9 protein-coding genes are annotated in these 18,191 nt (G+C 74.3%); 8 read left to right on the plus strand and 1 reads right to left on the minus strand.

The window, feature by feature from the left end:
- Positions 1-145 precede the first annotated feature (145 nt).
- Together ACBI99_RS40735 and ACBI99_RS40740 are read left to right on the plus strand one after the other, a co-directional pair.
- Positions 146-4,963 (plus strand): amino acid adenylation domain-containing protein, encoded by a 4,818-nt coding sequence (locus ACBI99_RS40735; RefSeq protein ID WP_375074900.1) that lies wholly within the window; start codon positions 146-148, stop codon positions 4,961-4,963.
- Complete coding sequence (locus tag ACBI99_RS40740; RefSeq protein WP_375074901.1) at positions 4,960-10,374, plus strand: amino acid adenylation domain-containing protein; 5,415 nt, start codon at positions 4,960-4,962, stop codon at positions 10,372-10,374. Before ACBI99_RS40735 ends, ACBI99_RS40740 begins: the two co-directional genes overlap by 4 nt.
- Before the next feature lie 15 nt (positions 10,375-10,389).
- On the opposite strand, the gene ACBI99_RS40745 is transcribed toward ACBI99_RS40740, so the two are convergent.
- On the minus strand, positions 10,390-11,274 hold the full coding sequence (locus ACBI99_RS40745) for a diacylglycerol kinase family protein (RefSeq protein WP_357588228.1): 885 nt from the start codon (positions 11,272-11,274) through the stop codon (positions 10,390-10,392).
- A 161-nt stretch (positions 11,275-11,435) separates the two neighbouring features.
- Here ACBI99_RS40745 and ACBI99_RS40750 point away from each other — a divergent pair, with 161 nt between their 5' ends.
- From ACBI99_RS40750 to ACBI99_RS40775, 6 genes are all read left to right on the plus strand, one after another.
- Complete coding sequence (locus ACBI99_RS40750; protein ID WP_375074902.1) at positions 11,436-12,713, plus strand: alpha/beta fold hydrolase; 1,278 nt, start codon at positions 11,436-11,438, stop codon at positions 12,711-12,713.
- A complete protein-coding gene (locus tag ACBI99_RS40755) occupies positions 12,706-14,040 on the plus strand; it encodes an aminopeptidase P family protein (RefSeq protein ID WP_308126073.1) in 1,335 nt (444 codons plus the stop codon). The genes ACBI99_RS40750 and ACBI99_RS40755 overlap by 8 nt, the downstream gene beginning before the upstream one ends.
- On the plus strand, positions 14,037-14,936 hold the full coding sequence (locus ACBI99_RS40760) for a dihydrodipicolinate synthase family protein (protein WP_357588230.1): 900 nt from the start codon (positions 14,037-14,039) through the stop codon (positions 14,934-14,936). Before ACBI99_RS40755 ends, ACBI99_RS40760 begins: the two co-directional genes overlap by 4 nt.
- A gap of 67 nt (positions 14,937-15,003) precedes the next feature.
- Positions 15,004-16,395, plus strand: a complete 1,392-nt coding sequence (locus ACBI99_RS40765; protein WP_219511553.1) for an amino acid permease — start codon at positions 15,004-15,006, stop codon at positions 16,393-16,395.
- 58 nt (positions 16,396-16,453) lie between these two features.
- Positions 16,454-16,999 carry a DUF305 domain-containing protein gene (locus ACBI99_RS40770; protein ID WP_357588231.1) on the plus strand — a complete coding sequence of 182 codons (546 nt, stop codon included), beginning with the start codon at positions 16,454-16,456 and terminating at the stop codon, positions 16,997-16,999.
- A gap of 124 nt (positions 17,000-17,123) precedes the next feature.
- On the plus strand, positions 17,124-18,176 hold the full coding sequence (locus tag ACBI99_RS40775; RefSeq protein WP_375074903.1) for an iron-siderophore ABC transporter substrate-binding protein: 1,053 nt from the start codon (positions 17,124-17,126) through the stop codon (positions 18,174-18,176).
- Positions 18,177-18,191: the final 15 nt, after the last annotated feature.

The following is an 18,191-nucleotide window of genomic DNA, read 5'->3' on the forward strand; positions in this document are numbered from 1 at the left end:
CGCCAGGGGCGTTACCATCCGGGGCTTTTCGCGCACAAATCGTCACGATCATCGTTATGGTAACGAAGCCTGTCATTTTCCCGCCGTCGCCGTCGGCCATGCGACTCTTTCCGGCGAACGATCCGACCTGACTGGGAGAACCTTGGTGGTTGGCAGCAACCTCGACAACGACCGCGTTCACGAGGCCTTTGCGGAACAGGTGCGGCGCACCCCCGATCGCATCGCCGTGGTGGCGGGCACGACTCGCATGACGTACGAAGAGCTCGACGCCCGCGCCGAGCGGATAGCCGGGGAGTTACGCGGCCGGGGAGCGGGCCCGGGCGACTCCGTGGGCGTCTGCCTCGACAGGGACGAGTCCCTGATCGCCGCCCTGCTGGGCGTGTGGAAGGCGGGCGCGGCCTACGTGCCGCTCGACCCGGCCTACCCGGCCGACCGGCTGGAGTTCATCGCCGCCGACGCGGGCATGGCCCAGCTCATCACCTCCGAGCCGGTGGCGCGGCGGCAGGAGGCCGTGCTGCGCGCGTCGGGGGCCGAGGCGCTGCTCGTGGAGTCCCTGACCGGGGACCTCCCGTACGAGCCGGTGGCCGGCGGCCCGTCCGACGCCGCGTACGTGATCTACACCTCGGGCTCGACCGGGCGGCCCAAGGGCGTGGTCATCGAGCACGGCAACGCCATGGCGCTGCTGCGCCACGAGGCGGACGTCTACGCGGGCGAGCTCGGCGGGATGCTGTTCGCCACCTCGGTGTGCTTCGACCCGTCGGTGACGCAGATGTTCCTGCCGCTGGTCTGCGGCGGCACCGTGATCGTGGCCGACAACCTGCTGGCGCTGTCGGCGCTGCCCGCCCGCGACGACGTGACGACCGTGTACGGCGCGCCGTCGGCGCTGGTCGCGCTGCTGAACGAGCCGCTGCCCGCCGGGGTGCGGATGGTGATCGCCGGCGGCGAGCCGTTCACCAGGGCGCTGGCCGATCGCATCTACGCCAACCCTGGCGTTCGCCGGATCGTAAACGTATACGGACCCACCGAGTGCACGGTGACCTGCACGTCCTCCGAGGTGTACCGCGACGGCGAGGACGAGCCGCCCATCGGCACCGCCTACGCCGGCTCGCTGCTGAGCGTGCGCGACGCCGAGGGCCGCCCGCTGCCGGACGGCGAGGTCGGCGAGCTGTGGGTGGCCGGGCCGCTGGTCGGCCGCGGCTACCTGAACCGGCCCGAGCTCACCGCCGAGCGGTTCGTCACCGACGACGACGGCGTACGGCACTACCGCACCGGCGACCTGGTCCGCCGCGAGAACGGCGTCTGCCACTACGCGGGCCGCAACGACGACCAGGTCAAGGTGGCCGGCTTCCGCGTCGAGCTGGGCGAGGTGCAGGGCACGCTGACCCGCTACCCCGGCGTCAACCACGCGGTCGTGCTCACCCGGACCGACGCGCGAGACGTGCGCCGCCTGGTCGCCTACGTCGAGCCCGCCCCCGGCCAGGAGCCCGCCGAGGCGGAGCTGCGCGCGTGGATGCGGGAACGGCTGCCCGACTACATGGTGCCGTCCCGGATCGCGATCATGCAGCGGATCCCGCTCGGCCCCACCGGCAAGGTGGACCGGGCCGCGCTGCCCGCGCTGGAGTTCGCCCCCGAGCTCGGCCCGTACGTCGAGCCCCGCGACGACGTCGAGCGGCGGCTGGCCGCGATCGTCGGCGAGGTGCTCGGCGTCGACCGGGTGGGCATCCACCACCACTTCATCGACCTCGGCGGCCACTCGCTGGCGGCGGCCCGGATCTGCGCGGTCATCGAGCGCGAGCTGGGCGCCCGGGTGGCGCTGACCACGTTCCTGGGGCGGCCGACGATCGCCGAGCTGGCCCCGCTCGTGCAGATCGGCGACGGCGCCCCCGGCCCGAGGCTGTCCCGTCACGCCGGCCGCGACCGCTACCCGCTCACCGCCGCCCAGCACGGCATGTGGCTGCTGCGCGAGGTGAGCCGGACGGCCAACGCCACCACGCTCGCCTTCCGGCTGCGCCTGACCGGGCTGGAGTCGGCCGAGCCGGTGCGGGCCGCGCTGGACGCCCTCGTCCGCGAGCACGAGGTGCTGCGCTCGGTCACCGTCATCGGCGACAACGGCGAGCCGATGGCCGAGGTGCGGCCGCCCGCGCCGGTGCCGCTGGAGGAGCACCCCTACTCCCCCGGCCTCGCCGAACGCCTGGCCGTGCACGGCTTCGACCTGTACGCCGACGTGCCGCTGCTGCGGGCCGCCCTGCTCTGGCTCGACGAGCGCAGCGCCGAGCTGATCGTCGTCACCGACCACACCGCCTACGACGGCTGGTCCAACGCCACCCTGATGGCCGCGCTGACCGGCACCGTGGCCGAGCAGCCCGTCCAGGTGGGCGACGTGGCCCTGCTGGAACGCGAACTGGCCGCCGACCCCGACCGGATCGGGCGGCTGCGCGCCTTCTGGGCCGAGGAACTGGCCGGCGCCGCGCCCCCGTACGACCTGTCGGCCCGCGCCCAGTCGGGGCCGAGCCGGTTCCGCGGCACGCGCCTGCTGCGCGAGGTGCCGCCCGCGACGGCCGCCCGCGTGGGCGAGCTCGCCGCCTCCACCGGCACCACGCCGTTCGCCGTCTACTTCACCGTGCTCGGGCTGCTCGTCGCCGCCCAGACCGACCGGCCCGACGTGCTCCTCGGCGCCGCCGTCGCCGACCGCGCCCACCCCGAGCTGGAAGGGCTCGTCGGCCCGCTCGTCGACGTGCTGCCCGTACGGCTGCGCCTCGACGGCGAGCTGACCGTGCGGCGCGCCGTCGTGCAGGCGGCCGCCGCCACCACCCGCTCGCTCGACCACGTGGGGCTCGCGCCCGAGGAACGCCTGGCCGTCTCCGGCATCGAACGGCCGCGCGGCACCATGCTCACGCCCGTCGTCATGTCCTACCAGCCGCCCGCCGTCCCGGTGCGGCTCACGGGCGGCGGCCTCCAGGTCGAGCTCCTCGGCGAGCTGAGCGGCGGCGGCGCCCAGGCCCCGTACACGCTGTTCGTCAACACCACCGCCGACGGGGTCGAGATCCAGATCGAGTACGACGTCGACCTGTTCGAGCGGGAGGAGGCCGAGGCGTTCTCCGACCGGCTGATGCGGCTGCTGGAGGCCGCGGTCGCCGGGCCGGACCAGCCGCTGTCGGCGTTCGAGCTCGTCACCGCCGAGGAACGGGCGACGCTGCTGCACTGGGGCACCGGCGCGTCCCTGCCCGCCGCCCAGCACCCGACCGTCGTCCATGAGCTGCTGGAACAGGCCCGCCTGCACCCCGCCCGGGTGGCGGTCGCCGACGGGACCGGCTCGCTCACGTACGCCGAGCTGGCGGACGCCTCCGCCCGCGTCGCCGCGGCACTCACCCGCGCCTTCGACGGCGAGGCCGAGCGCGTCGCCGGGGTGTGCCTGCCGCGCGACCGGTGGCTGCCCGCCGCCCTCGCCGGCGTCGCGCGGGCCGGGGCGGCGTACGTGCCGCTGGAGCCCGACCACCCGGCCGAACGGCTGCGCCGCCAGCTCGCCGACTCCGGCGCCCGCGTGGTGCTGGCCGCCGGCGACACCGTCGCCGTGGCGCGCGGCCTCGCCGAGTCCACCGGCGCCGTCGTCGTCGACCTCGCCGGCCTGCCCGATGCCGACCTGTCCGGCGCCGGGTTCACCGAGGTCGCCGCCACGCCGGAGACGACCGCGTACGTGCTCTACACCTCCGGCTCCACCGGCCGCCCCAAGGGCGTCGAGGTCACGCACGGCAACCTGTCGGCGTTCGTCCGCGCGATGCGGGCCGTGCCCGGCGTCCGCGACGACGACGTGATGCTCGGGCTGACGCCGTTCTCCTTCGACGTGTTCGGCTTCGACCTGTGGGTCAGCCTGTGCAACGGGCTCCGGCTCGAACTGCTCGACCGGGAGTCGGCCGTGGACGGCCACGTCGTCGCGCGCCGCATCGGCGAGAGCGGCGTGACGCTCCTCACCGCGACCCCGACCACGCTGCGCATGCTCGTCGCCGCCGGATGGACCGGCGGCGACCGCGTACGCGTCGTGAGCATCGGCGAGGTGCTCGACCCCGTCCTCGCCGGGGAGCTCGTCGCCCGCGTCGGCGAACTGTGGAACTCCTACGGGCCCACCGAGACCACCGTCTACTCCACCATGACCAGGATCGACCGGGTCACCGGCGACAGCGTGCCCATCGGCGGGCCGCTGCCCGGCGAGCGGGCGTACGTGCTCGACCAGGCGGGACGGCTCGTGCCGCCCGGCGTGCCCGGCGAGCTGTGGATCGGCGGCGCCGGAGTCGCCCGCGGCTACCGGGGGCTGCCGTCCGAGGCGTTCACCGACGACCCGCTCGCCCCCGGCGAACGGCGCTACCGCACCGGCGACCTGGCCCGATGGCGCGACGACGGCACCCTGTCCTTCCTCGGCCGCCGCGACCACCAGGTGAAGGTGCGCGGCCACCGCATCGAGCTCGGCGAGATCGAGGCGGCGCTGCGCGAGCTCGTCGCCGACGCCGTCGTCACCGTGCACGAGGACCACCTCGTCGGCTACCTCGTCGGCGGCGACGCCCGCGCCGTCGAGGCCGCCCTGCGCGAACGGCTGCCCGACTACCTGGTGCCCCGGCAGTGGGTGACGCTCGACGCGCTGCCCACCACCTCCTCCGGCAAGCTCGACCGGGGCGGGCTGCCCAAGCCCGACCTCGCCGCCGCCCGCACCGTAGTCCCGCCCGCCACCGAGGCTGAGCTGCTCGTCGCCGAGGTGTGGCAGGCGGTGCTCGGGGTGGCCGCAGCCGGGGTCAACGACGACTTCTTCGCCCTCGGCGGTCACTCGCTGGCCGCCATGCTGGTCGCCGGACGCCTCCGGGAGGCGCTGGCCATGGAGGTGCCGGTGCGGCTGCTGTTCGAGCGGCCGGTGCTGGGCGACTTCGCGGCGGGCGTCGAGGAGCTGCTGGACGCGGACGTGGAGGTGGCCCCGTGACCGAACAGGCGACCACCCCGTTGACCGGCCCCTCGACGGACGCGCGCGACCCCTCCGGGGGTGTGGGCCTCTCCGGGGTTGGCGGACCCTCCGGAGGTGGCGCCTCCGAGGGGCGGAGGCGGCGGGTCGAGGATCGGCTCGCGGCGGCGCGCAGGGCCGTGGCGCGGGCGGTGCCAGGGATTCCGGTGCGCGCCGGGGAGGCGCCGCCGTCACCCGCGCAGGCGCGGCTGTGGTTCCTGGCGCAGCTCGCCGAGCCGGGCGACCGGGGCGCGTACAACGTGCCGACGGTCGTGCGGCTGCGCGGCCCGCTGGACCCGGCGGCGCTGCTGGGCGCGGTGCGGGAGCTGGCCGAGCGGCACGAGGTGCTGCGCACGCTGGTCGAGCAGGACCGCACCACGGTGGTGGACGCCGCCCGGGTGCCGGTCACGGCCGAGGACGTGACGGCGGAGGCGCTGCCGGAGCGGCTGGAGCGGGAGGCGTACCGGCCGTTCGCGCTGGACGCCGAGCCGCCTGCCCGGGCGGTGCTGTACCGGCTGGGCGACGAGGAGCACGTGCTGCTGCTGACCGTGCACCACGTCGCGTTCGACGCCTGGTCGCGGGACGTGGCGCTGGCCGAGCTGGCGGCGCTGTACGCGGCCGCGCTGGGCGTGGCCGAGCGGCCGGAGCCGCCGAGGGTGCAGTACGGCGACTACGCGCAGTGGCTCGCCGGGCAGCCCGAGCCGGACGTGAGCTGGTGGATGGAGCGGCTGGCGGGCCTGGAGCCGGTGCTGGACCTGCCCACGGACCGGCCGCGCCCGACGGTGGCGGACTGGGCGGGCGGCGAGGTGCCGGTGCGGCTCGGCCCCGAGCTGGCGGCGCGGGTGCGCGCGGCGGCCGGGGAGGCGGGCGCGACGCCGTTCATGGTGCTGCTGGCGGCCTGGCAGGAGCTGCTGGGCCGGGTGTCGGCGACGGACGACGTGCCGGTGGGCGTGCTGGAGGCGGGCAGGCTGCATCCGGACACCGAGCGGATGCTGGGCTGCTTCGTGAACACGCTGGTGATGCGGGGCGACCGGTCGGGCGAGCCGACGGGGCGTGAGCTGCTGGCGCGGGTGCGCGGCATGGCGCTGGACGCGTTCGCGCACCGGGAGACGCAGTTCGAGCGCGTGGTGGAGGAGCTGCACCCGGACCGGAACCTGGCGACGACGCCGGTCGTCCAGGCGGTGCTGAACGTGGTGGACTCCCGCCCGGAGCCGCCGCGCTTCCCGGGGCTGGACGTGGAGGTGTCGGAGCCGCCGCTGCGGACGGCCAAGTACGACCTGAACCTGGCGCTGGCCAACACCGGCGACGGCGGCTACCGGGGGACGCTGGCCTACCGGGCGGACCTGTTCGACGCGGGCACGGCGGCCCGGATGGCGGGCTGGTACGTGACGCTGCTGGAGGGCATGCTCGCGGACCTGGACGCCCCGGTGGCGGCGGTGCCGCTGGAGCCGGTGGACGGGCCGGTGACGGCGGGCCCGCGCCGGGAGTTCGACCTGTCCAGGCCGCTGCACGCGTGGTTCGAGGACTGGGCGGCCCGCACCCCGGACGCGGTCGCGGTGTCGGACCCGGCGGGCACCATGACGTACGGCGAGGTGGAGCGGCAGGCGAACCGGATCGCGCACCACCTGGTGGCGGCCGGGGTCGGCGCCGACGAGGTGGTCGGCATCCTGGCCGAGCGGCACGGGCCGCTGGTCCCGGCGATCCTCGGCGTGCTCAAGGCCGGCGCCGCGTACATGCCGCTGGAGCCGGCCTACCCGGACGAGCGGCTGGCGTACATGGTGTCGTGCGGGGCGCGGCTGGTGCTGGCCGAGCGGGCGCTGGCCGGGCGGCTGCCGGGCGCGCTGGTGCTGGAGGACGTGCTCGCCGCCGGCCTGCCGGAGACGCCGCCGGGCGTCGAGGTGGCGCCGGAGCACCTGGCGCACGTGCTGTTCACCTCGGGCTCGACCGGGCGGCCGAAGGGCGCGGCGGTCGAGCACCGGGCGGTGCTGCACTACCTGCGGGCGGTGGCCGAGCGTGTGGGCGGCCCGTACACGTCGTGGGGCGTGGTGTCCACGATGGCCTCCGACCTGGTCATGACGTGCCTGTTCGGGGCGCTGCTCAGCGGCACGACGGTGCACCTGCTGGACCAGGACGCGGCGACGGACCCGGAGGCGTTCGCCGGCTACCTGGCCGATCACCCGGTCGAGGTGATCAAGATGGTGCCGAGCCATCTGGAGCTGCTGGCGGCGCACGGCGACCTGGCCGCGATGCTGCCGACGGACCTGCTCATCCTGGCGGGCGAGGCCACCTCGTGGGACCTGGCCGAGCGGGTCAGGGCGGCCCGGCCGGGCGTGGAGCTGCAGATCCACTGCGGCCCGACCGAGACGGTGGTGTCGGTGCTGAGCTGCACCGCGCCCGAGACGCCGACCGGGTCGGCGAACGTGCCGCTGGGCAGGCCGCTGTCGAACGTCGACTGTCACGTGGTCGACGCGGCGGGCCGGCCGCTGCCCGCCGGGGTGCCGGGTGACCTGTGGATCGGCGGGCCGAGCCTGGCCCGCGGCTACCTGGGCCGGCCGGACCTGACGGCCGAGCGGTTCGTGCCGGACCCGGTGACGGGGACGACGCGCTGCTACCGGACGGGCGACCGGGTGCGGCTGAACGCCGACGGCATGATCGAGTTCCTGGGCCGGGTGGACGACCAGGTGAAGATCCGCGGCTTCCGGGTGGAGCTGGGCGAGGTCAAGGCGGCGCTGCACGACCAGCCGGGTGTGCTGGAGGCGGCGGTGCTGCCGGTCGGCGAGGCGCACAACCGCCGGCTGGCCGCCTGGATCGCCCCGGCGGACGTGGACCTGGCCGCGGTGCGGGCGGGGCTGCGCGAGCGGCTGCCGGAGTACATGGTGCCGCCCGCGATCATGGCGCTGGACGCGCTGCCGCTCACCCCGCTCGGCAAGGTGAACCGGGCCGCGCTGCCGATGCCGGAGGCGGCCGCCGCCGGTGAGCGGGTCGCGCCGGCGACGCCGACGGAGGAGCGGATCGCCGCCGTGTGGGCGCGGGTGCTGGGCGTGGCGGACCCGGGAGTGGAGGACGACTTCTTCGCGCTGGGCGGCGACTCGTTCATGGCGGTGCGCGCGGTGCGCGACATCGACCCGGCGCTGCGGGTGATCGACCTGTTCACCCGGCCGACGATCCGCGAGCTGGCCGCGCACCTGGACTCGGGCGACGGGGGCGAGCCGGGGCTGCTGCACCGACTGGCCGGTCCCGCCGTGGCGACCCGTACCGTGCTGTGCGTGCCGTACGGCGGCGGTTCGGCCGCCGCGTACGGGCCGCTGGCGACGGAGCTGGCGGCCCGCCACCCGGGGACGGCGGTGCTGGCCGTCGAGCTGCCCGGCCACGACCCGGCGCGGCCCGACGAGGCCATGCTCACGCTGCCGAAGCTGGTCGGCCGGGTGATCGAGGAGCTGGCGCCGCTGACCACCGGCCCGGTGGCCCTGTACGGGCACTGCGTCGGGTCGGCGACGGCCACGGAGCTGGCGCTGCGGCTGGAGGAGGCCGGGGTGCCGGTGGCCGGGCTGTTCGTCGGCGGCAGCTTCCCCGACGCCCGGCTGCCGGGGCGGCTGTCCGCGTGGTGGAACCGCAGGTTCCCGGCCAACCGCTGGTCGTCGGACCGCTCGCAACGCGACTTCCTGCGTACGCTCGGCGCGCTGGACGAGGACACCGGCGACACCACGATCATGCTGCGCGGGCTGCGGCACGACGTGGAGGAGGCGCAGGCGTGGTTCAGCGGCGAGCTGGCCGCGGGCGGCGCCCGCAAGCTGAACGCGCCGGTGCTGTGCGTGATCGGCGAGCGTGACCGCTCCACGGAGCTCTACCAGGAGCGTTACCGCGAGTGGGGCGCGTTCGCGGAGCGGGTGGCGCTGGCCACGATCCCGCGCGCGGGCCACTACTTCCTCAAGCACCAGGCGACGCGGCTGGCCGAGCTGATGGACGCGCACCTGGCCGACTGGGAGGCCGGGCGGGTGCCCGAGCCGGTCGCCGAGGTCGAGGTGGTGGGCGAGCGGGCGCGCAGGGACCTGCGCCGCTTCTACACGGTCGCCGTCGGGCAGACGGCGTCGCTGCTGGGCAGCGCGCTCACCTCGTTCGCGCTGGGCGTGTGGGCCTACCAGGAGAGCGGGCGCGTGTCGGACTACGCGCTCGTCACGATGCTGGCCACGCTGCCGTCGCTGCTGGCCTCGCCGCTGGGCGGCGCCGTCGCCGACCGGGTGGACCGGCGGCTGGTGATGCTGACGTGCGACGCCGTGTCGGCGGTGGCGACGACCGCGCTGGTGGCGCTGCTGGTGGCGGGGCGGCTGGAGGTGTGGCAGGTCGGCATCGTCTCCGGCGTGCTGTCGCTGGTGACCGCCTTCCACCGGCCCGCCTACCTGGCGGCCGTCGCCCAGCTCGTGCCGAAGCCGTACCTCATGCAGGCCAACGCGGTCGCCAACCTCGGCACCGGGCTCGGCATGCTGCTGGCCCCGCTGGCCGGGGCGGCGCTGATCACGCTGATCGGCGTGCACGGGGTGGTGGCGGTCAACATCGTCACGTTCGTGATCGGCCTGGCGACGCTGCTGCTCGTGCGGTTCCCGGACCGGATGTTCCATCGGCTGGAGGAGACGTTCACGCAGGCCGTGGCCGGCGGGTGGCGGTTCCTGGTCCGGCGCAGGCCGCTGATGATCATGATCGCGTTCTTCGTCGTGGAGAACTACCTGGGCATGCTCGCGCTGGCGATCACCGTGCCCGTGCTGCTGTCGTTCGGCGACGTGACGGCGGTCGGGACGGTGACGGCGGCGCAGGGCCTGGGCGCGGTGCTCGGCGCGCTGGTGATGGTGTTCTGGAACGGCACCGAGCGGCGGGCCATCGGCATGGTGGGCTTCGTCAGCGGGTTCGGGCTGGGCATCGTGCTCATCGGGCTGCGGCCGTCGGTGGCGCTGGCGGCGTTCGGCGGGCTGATGTCGTGGCTGTTCCTGAGCGTGCTCAACACGCACTGGCTGTCGATCATCCAGCTCAAGGTGGGGATGGAGCTGCAGGGCCGGGTGCTGGCCACCAACCAGATGCTGGCGGTGTCGATGACGCCGCTGGCGTTCCTGACGGCGCCGCCGCTGTCGGAGCTGTTCGAGCCGCTGCTGGCGCCCGGCGGGGCGCTGGCCGGGACCGTGGTCGGCGACGTCGTCGGCGTCGGGCCGGGCCGGGGCGTCGGGCTGCTGCTGGCCGTCACCGGGGCGCTCCTGGTCGTGTGGGGGGCGCTCGGCCTGTGGTACCGGCCGTTGCGGCGGATGGAGGACGACCTGCCGGACGCGGTGGCGGGCGCCGAGATCGCCGACGACCTCGACGCCGTACAGGAGGAGGCCGACCGGGAGCTGGCCCGCGCCGGCACCTGACCCCAGGCGTGGCCGTCAGGCGGCCGGGACGATGACGCGCCAGGCCGCCGGGCGCAGGGTCCAGGTGCGGTGGGGGGCCGGTGGGCAGAGCTCGCCGTCGGCGTTGGCCGGGGCGGGCTCGCCCTCGACCGTCACCGTGCTCCCCCGCACGGTCAGCACGTCGCCGCGCTCGGGGTGCCGGCCGCGCCGCAGCAGCGCCCCGAACGCCAGCCGCGCCAGCGGCGAGACGGCGTAGGAGACGACGACGTCCACCTGGCCGTCGTCGGGCCGGGCGTGCGGGGCGAGTGGGGTGCCGCCGCCGATGGAGACGCCGTTGCCGACGCCCACCATCAGCACGCGCCGCCGCCCGTCGCTGACCAGCCCGCCGTCGACCCGGACGCGCAGCCGCCACCCTTTGGTGCGCAGCCCGGCCAGGAGGGCCCCGGCGGCGTACGCGGCGCGGTGCAGGAGGGGCTTGAGCGCGGCGGCCTGCTCGGAGGCGCGGGCGCCGACGCCCACGTGGACGGCGTTGACGACGACGCCGCCCCGGTCGTCGACGAGCAGGTCGAGGGCCCGTTCGCGGCCCCGGAGGACGGCCCGCGCGGCCTCGCGGGGGTCGAGCGGGATGCCCAGGGCGCGGGCCAGGTCGTTGCCGGTGCCGAGCGGCACCAGCCCGACGGGCCGGGAGCCGAGCTCGCCGCGTTCGAGGAGCGCGGCGACGACGGCGTGCACGGTGCCGTCGCCGCCGAGGACGACGGGGACGCGGTCGGCGTGCTCGGCCAGGATCGCGCCGACGCCGCCGGGCTCCGGCAGGTCGGGGGCGAGCACGTCGGCGGATTCGCCCAGCGTGTCGAGCACGGCCGCGCGGGTGCGCCCGTCGACGCCGCCTGCGGCCGGATTGCCGATCACCACGAGCCTCATGGCCGCTTGGTGCCCCGGATCACGCCCGGCTAACGCACCTCCCGCAGTGTCACGCTTTATCCACATACGTCCTGGCGCTTGGCAACGGGCTTCCCGGACATTTAGGGTGCCAGTGCAATGCCACACATTACTGAGCCCGGCGATCCCCGCGAAGGAGAAGGTTGATCACCGCCACTTACACGATCCCCGGGATGCGGGTGCGCGACCACGAGGTGGCGGTGCCGCTCGACTGGTCGGCCCCGGACCGGGGCACGATCACCGTGTTCGCCCGCGAGCTGGCCGACCCGGTCCGCGACCGCGAGGACCTGCCGTGCCTGCTCTACCTCCAGGGCGGGCCGGGCGGCAAGGGCCCGCGCCCGACCGGCCGCGACGGCTGGCTCGGCCACGCGCTGAGGACCCACCGGGTGATCCTGCTGGACCAGCGCGGCACCGGCCGCAGCTCCCGGATCGACGGCCGGCTGATGAGCGGCCTCACCGCCGAGGAGGGCGCCGCCCGCCTCGCGCTCTTCCGGGCCGACTCGATCGTGGCCGACGCCGAGCACCTGCGCACGACCGTCTTCGGCGGCCGGCGCTGGTCGACGCTGGGCCAGAGCTACGGCGGCTTCCTCACGCTCACGTACCTCTCGCGCGCCCCCGAGGGGCTGAGCGCCTGCTACGTGGCGGGCGGGCTGCCCGCGCTGGAGCCGGACGCCGCCGAGGTCTACCGCCGCACCTATCCCCGGGTCGCGGCCAAGAACGCCGCGTTCTACCGCCGCTACCCGCACCACGCCGAGACCGCCGCGCGGCTGGCCGACCGGCTGGCCGAGGGCGACGTGCGGCTGCCCGACGGCGACACGCTCACCGTGCGGCGGCTGCAGTCGCTCGGCCTCGACTTCGGCATGAAGCCCGGCTTCGAGCGCATGCACTGGCTGCTCGACGAGGCCGCCGGGCTGCCGGAGACGTTCCTGCACCAGGTGCTGGCCCGCTCGTCCTACGCCGACAACCCGCTGTTCGCCGCGCTCCAGGAGAGCATCTACGGGCACGGCCCCGGCGCGACCGCGTGGGCGGCCGAGGCGGAGCGCGCCCGGCGTCCGGAGTTCGCGGAGACGGCCAGGCCGCTGCTGTTCACCGGGGAGATGATCTACCCCTGGATGTTCGAGGAGATCCGCGCCCTGCGCCCGTTCCGGGGCGCCGTCGAGCTGCTCGCCGGGCGCGCGGACTGGCCGCCGCTCTACGACCTCGACCGGCTGGCCGCCAACGAGGTGCCGCTGGCCGCCGCCGTCTACTTCGACGACATGTACGTGGACTCCGGCCTGCAACTGGACACCGCCTCCCGCGTCGGCAACGCGCGGGCCTGGGTCACCAACGAGTACGAGCACGACGGCATCGGCGACGAGCGGGTGTTCGCCAGGCTGACGGAGCTCGTCGCCGAACAAGGAGGAGGAATCACCGGTGGGTGACGGCAAGCTGCCCAGACTCTCAGAGATCCCGGCGTTCACCGAGCACATGGCGAAGGGCTGGGACTCGCCCCGCCGCACGCCGCCGGTGGTCGCAGGCGCGGCCGAGGCCGCCGCCGCGCACCGGGCCCGGCTGGCCGCCGCGCTGCCCGGCCAGAGCGTGACGGTGCCCGCCGGGCGGGCGCCGGTGCGCAGCAACGACACGTTCTACGACTTCCGCGTGGACAGCGACTTCTTCTGGCTGACCGGGTGCGCGGTGGAGAACGCCGTGGCCGTGGTGTCCGGCGGCGGCTGCACGCTCTACCTGCCGCCCCCGGCGGGTCCCGGTGAGCCGGAGTTCTTCACCGACGCCGCCTACGGCGAGCTGTGGGTGGGCCCGTCGCCGTCCCTTGCGGAGTGGGCCGCGGCCCTGGGCGTCGAGGTGCGGCCCCTGGCCGAGCTCGACGGCGAGCCGCAGCCGCCGTCCGACGAGGTCAGGCGGGTGCTCGCCGAGCTCCGCATGATCAAGGACGAGTGGGAGGTGGACCGGCTCCGCGAGGCGGTGGACCGTACCGTGGAGGGATTCGCCGCCGTCGTCGGCGAGATCCCGGCGGCGGTCGCGGGCGGCGGGGAGCGCTGGCTGCAGGGCACCTTCGACCGCTACGCCCGCACGCACGGCAACGGCCCCGGCTACGCCACGATCGTCGGCAGCGGCGCGCACGCCCCCACGCTGCACTGGGTGCGCTGCGACGGGCCGGTGCTGCCGGACGAGCTGCTGCTGCTCGACATGGGCGTGGAGACGCGCGCCCACTACACCGCCGACGTCACCCGCACCTTCCCCGCCTCCGGCCGCTTCACCGAGACCCAGCGGCGGGTGCACGACCTGGTGGAGAAGGCGCACCGGGCGGGCCTGGCCGCGGTGGCGCCCGGCCGCCGGTTCACCGACTTCCACCACGCCGCCATGGAGGTCATCGCGCGCGGGCTGGACGACTGGGGGCTGCTGCCGGTGTCGGTCGACGAGGCCCTGTCGGAGCAGGGGCAGCACCACCGCCGCTGGCTCGTCTGCGGCATCGGCCACCACCTGGGCCTGGACGTGCACGACTGCGCCAAGTCCCGGCCCGAGGCCTACCACGGCGCGGCGATGGCGCCCGGCATGGTGCTCACGGTCGAGCCCGGCCTGTACTTCCACGCGCACGACCTGACCGTCCCGCCGGAGCTGCGCGGCGTCGGCGTGCGGATCGAGGACGACCTGCTCGTCACGGCCGACGGCATGGAGAACCTCTCCTCGGCGCTGCCCCTGGACGCGGGCGGCCTGGAGACCTGGATGAGCGACCACAAGGAGAAGGCATGACCACCCCCGTCTGGCACGGCGTGCACGTCGCGACCGCGCTGCCCTTCCACGACGACCTGTCGGTCGACTACGACGGATACGCCGAGCACGTGCGCTTCCTGGCCGAGGGCGGCTGCGACGGCGTCTGCCCGAACGGCTCGCTGGGCGAGTACCAGACGCTGACCCCCGAGGAGCGGGCCCGCGTGGTGCGCACCGCCGTCGAGGCCGCCCCCGAGGGCTTCCACGTGATGCCCGGCGTGGCGGCCTACGGCGCGGCCGAGGCCAGGCGGTGGGCCGAGCAGGCGGCCGAGGCGGGCGCCTCGTCGGTGCTGCTGCTGCCGCCCAACGCCTACCGCGCCGACCGGGAGGCCGTCGTCGGCCACTACCGGGAGGTGGCCAGGGCCGGGCTGCCGGTCGTCGCGTACAACAACCCGATCGACACCAAGGTCGACCTGACCCCGGAGCTGCTGGCCGAGCTGTACCGGGAGGGGCTGATCGTCGGGGTCAAGGAGTTCACCGGCGACGTGCGCCGCGCCTACGAGATCGCCGAGCTGGCCCCGGGCCTGGACGTGCTGATCGGCTCCGACGACGTGCTGCTGGAGGTGGGCATCGCCGGGGCGGTCGGCTGGATCGCGGGCTACCCGAACATGATCCCGAAGGCCACGGTCGAGCTGTACCGGCTGGCCACCTCCGGCGACCCGGCGGACCTGGCCAGGGCGCTGCCGATCTACCGCGACCTGCACCCGCTGCTGCGCTGGGACTCCAAGACGGAGTTCGTGCAGTCCATCAAGCTGTCGATGGACCTGGCCGGGCGCAGGGGCGGGCCGTGCCGCCCGCCGCGCACGCCGCTCTCCCCCGAGCTGGCCGCTCGCATCACCCGCGACACGCGGGCGGTGCTCGACAAGGGGTACGTGTAGCCGCATAGCGCCCCCCTACCTGGGAATGGAGTGATCCAGGACACATCTGGCTGGTCGGGGGGCTGGCATGGCTTCTTCTCGCGGCATCTTCCGCCGCAAGCCGGTGGAGCAGATCGCGGAGGAGCACGAGGGCGAGCTGTCGCGCTCGCTCGGGCTGTGGCAGCTCACCGCGATCGGCATCGGCGGCATCATCGGCGCGGGCATCTTCGCGCTGGCCGGCGCGGTCGCCAATCAGACGGCGGGGCCCGCCGTGCTGGTGTCGTTCCTGATCGCGGGGGTGGCCAGCGCGGCGGCGGCGTTCTCGTACGCGGAGTTCGCGGGGATGATCCCGAAGGCCGGGTCGGCCTACACCTACGGCTACGCGGTGCTGGGCGAGCTGGTGGGCTGGCTGATCGGGTGGGACCTGCTGCTGGAGTACACGGCGATCGTGGCGGTCGTCGGCATCGGCATATCCGGATATTTCGGGTTTTTGGTGCAGCAGTTGGGGTTCGGGCTGCCCGCCTGGATGCTGGGCGCGCCCGGCACCGGCGAGGGGCACGTCGTCGACCTGTTCGCGGTGCTGCTCTGCCTGCTCATCGCCTTCATGCTGAACCTCGGCATCCGCACCGCCGCCCGGTTCGAGACCATCGTGGTCGTCATCAAGGTCGCCGTGGTGCTGCTGGTCATCGCGGTCGGGTTCTTCCACATCAACACGGCCAACTACTCGCCGTTCTTCCCGTTCGGCATCGGCGGCGCGATCACCGGCGCGGCCACGGTGTTCTTCGCCGTGTTCGGCTACGACGCGATGAGCACCGCCGCCGAGGAGTCGCGTGACGCGCAGCGCCACATGCCCAAGGCGATCATCTACTCGCTCGTCATCTCCATGATCCTGTACGTGCTGGCGACCCTGGTGCTCACCGGCATGCAGAACTACCGCGACATCGACCCCGAGAGCGGCTTCTCCTCGGCGTTCGCGGCGGTCGGGCTGTCCGGGCTGGCGACGGTGATCGCGGTGGGGGCGATCGTCGGCATCCTGACCGTCATGTTCACCTTCATGCTGGGGGTGACGCGGGTCTGGTTCTCGATGAGCCGCGACGGGCTGCTGCCGCTGTGGTTCGCCAAGGTGCACCCGGTACGGCGGGTGCCGTCGCGGGTCACCTGGATCGTGGGCGCCGCCTCGGCGGTGATCGCCGGGTTCCTGCCGATCCGGGAGGCTGCCGAGCTGACCAACATCGGCATCCTGCTGGCGTTCGTGGTGGTGTGCGTGGCGGTGATCGTGCTGCGCTACCGGCAGCCGGACCTGCCCCGCCAGTTCCGCACGCCGGGGATGCCCGTGGTGCCGGCCATCGGGGTCGTCTTCTCTCTGTGGCTGATCACCTTCCTGGACCCGATGACCTGGCTGCGCTTCGCCGTCTGGTTCGCGATCGGGCTGGTCATCTACTTCGCCTACAGCCGCCGCCACTCCGCGCTGAACGGCTGAGGGGGCCGAACCGGGCGGCGTCCGCGTGCGTACCTCCTGCAAAGCCCTGGAGGTCATGATGCTGAAGGCCGTTCTCGTCCGGGTCGCGGCGGTCGTGGCGCTCGCGGCCGGCTGCTCGCCGGCCGCGGGCGCGCCCGCCCCGCAGGCGGGGTACACGGAAGCCGACGTGCGCTTCTCCCAGGAGATGATCCCCCATCACCGGCAGACGATCGCGCTGGCGAAGCTGGCCGCCGAGCGCACCCGCGACACGTACGTGCGCGAGCTCGGCGAGTCGCTGGCCGAGGGGGAGCAGGCGGAGATCGACCTGATGGCCTCCTGGCTGCGCGCGTGGGGGCGGGCCGTGCCCGAGGACCACGGCTCCGCGCACGCCATGCCCGGCATGCTGCCGCCCGAGCAGGTCGCCGAGCTGGCGCGCACCTCGGGCGAGGCGTTCGACCGCAAGTGGCTGCCGGTGATCGTGGATCATCTGGAGGCCGGCGTGCGGATGGCCGAGACCGTGGAGGCCGAGGGGGCGCACCGGGAGACGGCCGAGCTCGCCGAGGAGATCGCCGAGAGCCAGCAGGCCCGGATCGACGAGATCGTCACCCGCAAGACCCCCGTTTGATGACGAAGCGGACAGTAGGTTAGGCTTGCCTAAGTGTTGAAGGTCAGTTGGTGACCCGCGCTGGCCCCACCTTTCCTCCGTGATGTGGACGTGGCCGCGCGCGTCCACGGAACAAGGAACATTCATGCAGTTCAGGCTCCCCCGGGTGCGCGTGTCCGCGCTCCTGTTGTCCGCGGCCCTGCTGGTCGTCACCGGCTGCGGCTCCACCGAGCCGCCGTCCGCCGCGCCCGCCCCGACCGGGAGCGCCGGCGGCGGGGACACCGCCGGCGCCTTCCCGGTGACGATCGACAGCGCGCTCGGCCAGGCGACGATCACCGAGCAGCCGCAGCGGGTCGTCACCCTCGGCCAGGGCTCGGCGGAGACCGCGATCGCGCTCGGCCACACCCCCGTCGGCATCGAGAGCTACCCGTGGGGCAGCGACAAGACCGGCTACCTGCCGTGGATCCACGAGGCCGTGACCAAGGCCGGCGGCACCCTGCCCAAGCAGTTCGCCGGCGGCGAGAACATCGACTTCGACACGATCGTCGAGCTCGACCCGGACGTCATCCTGGCCCCGTGGTCCGGCATCACGCAGGAGCAGTACGACATCCTCAAGGACATCGCGCCGACCGTGGCCTACCCGGACCTGGCGTGGAGCACCAACTGGGACCAGCAGATCGAGATCGTCGCCAAGGCGCTGGGCAAGCCCGCCGAGGCCCCCAAGCTGATCGCCTCGGTCAAGAAGCAGCTCGCCGACGCCGCGGCCACCCGCCCGCAGTACAAGGACGTCACCTTCTCCTACATCTACACCTCCGGCCCCGGCACGCTCGGCGTGTTCAAGCCCGAGGAGCAGCGGGTGGAGATGGTCTCCTCGCTCGGCCTCACCGTGGACCCGGTGGTCAACACCTTCAAGGAGACCGAGGGCACCGACTCGGCGCTGATCGGCCTGGAGAACGCCCAGAAGCTCGCCAAGAGCGACCTGGTCTTCACCTTCTACACCGACGAGAAGACCCGCAAGGAGATCGAGGCGCAGAAGCTGTACGCGGCGATCCCGGCGGTCAAGCGCGGCGCCGTGGTGGCCAGCGACGACACCCCGTTCGTCACCGCGTCGTCGATCATCAACCCACTGACCGTGCCGTGGGTGATCGACCGCTACCTGCCGCTGATCGACGAGGCCGTCGCCAAGCTGGACAAGTAACCCGTACCGGTTGAG

It is taken from the genome of Nonomuraea sp. ATR24 (genome assembly GCF_041950485.1).
Classification (GTDB): Bacteria; Actinomycetota; Actinomycetes; order Streptosporangiales; family Streptosporangiaceae; genus Nonomuraea; species Nonomuraea ceibae.

Excerpts from the sequence above, each read along its gene's own strand:
- ACBI99_RS40745 (WP_357588228.1), bottom strand. The coding sequence starts at position 11,274 with ATGAGGCTCGTGGTGATCGGCAATCCGGCCGCAGGCGGCGTCGACGGG.
- ACBI99_RS40760 (WP_357588230.1), top strand. The coding sequence starts at position 14,037 with ATGACCACCCCCGTCTGGCACGGCGTGCACGTCGCGACCGCGCTGCCC.
- ACBI99_RS40765 (WP_219511553.1), top strand. The coding sequence starts at position 15,004 with ATGGCTTCTTCTCGCGGCATCTTCCGCCGCAAGCCGGTGGAGCAGATC.
- ACBI99_RS40770 (WP_357588231.1), top strand. The coding sequence starts at position 16,454 with ATGCTGAAGGCCGTTCTCGTCCGGGTCGCGGCGGTCGTGGCGCTCGCG.
- ACBI99_RS40775 (WP_375074903.1), top strand. The coding sequence starts at position 17,124 with ATGCAGTTCAGGCTCCCCCGGGTGCGCGTGTCCGCGCTCCTGTTGTCC.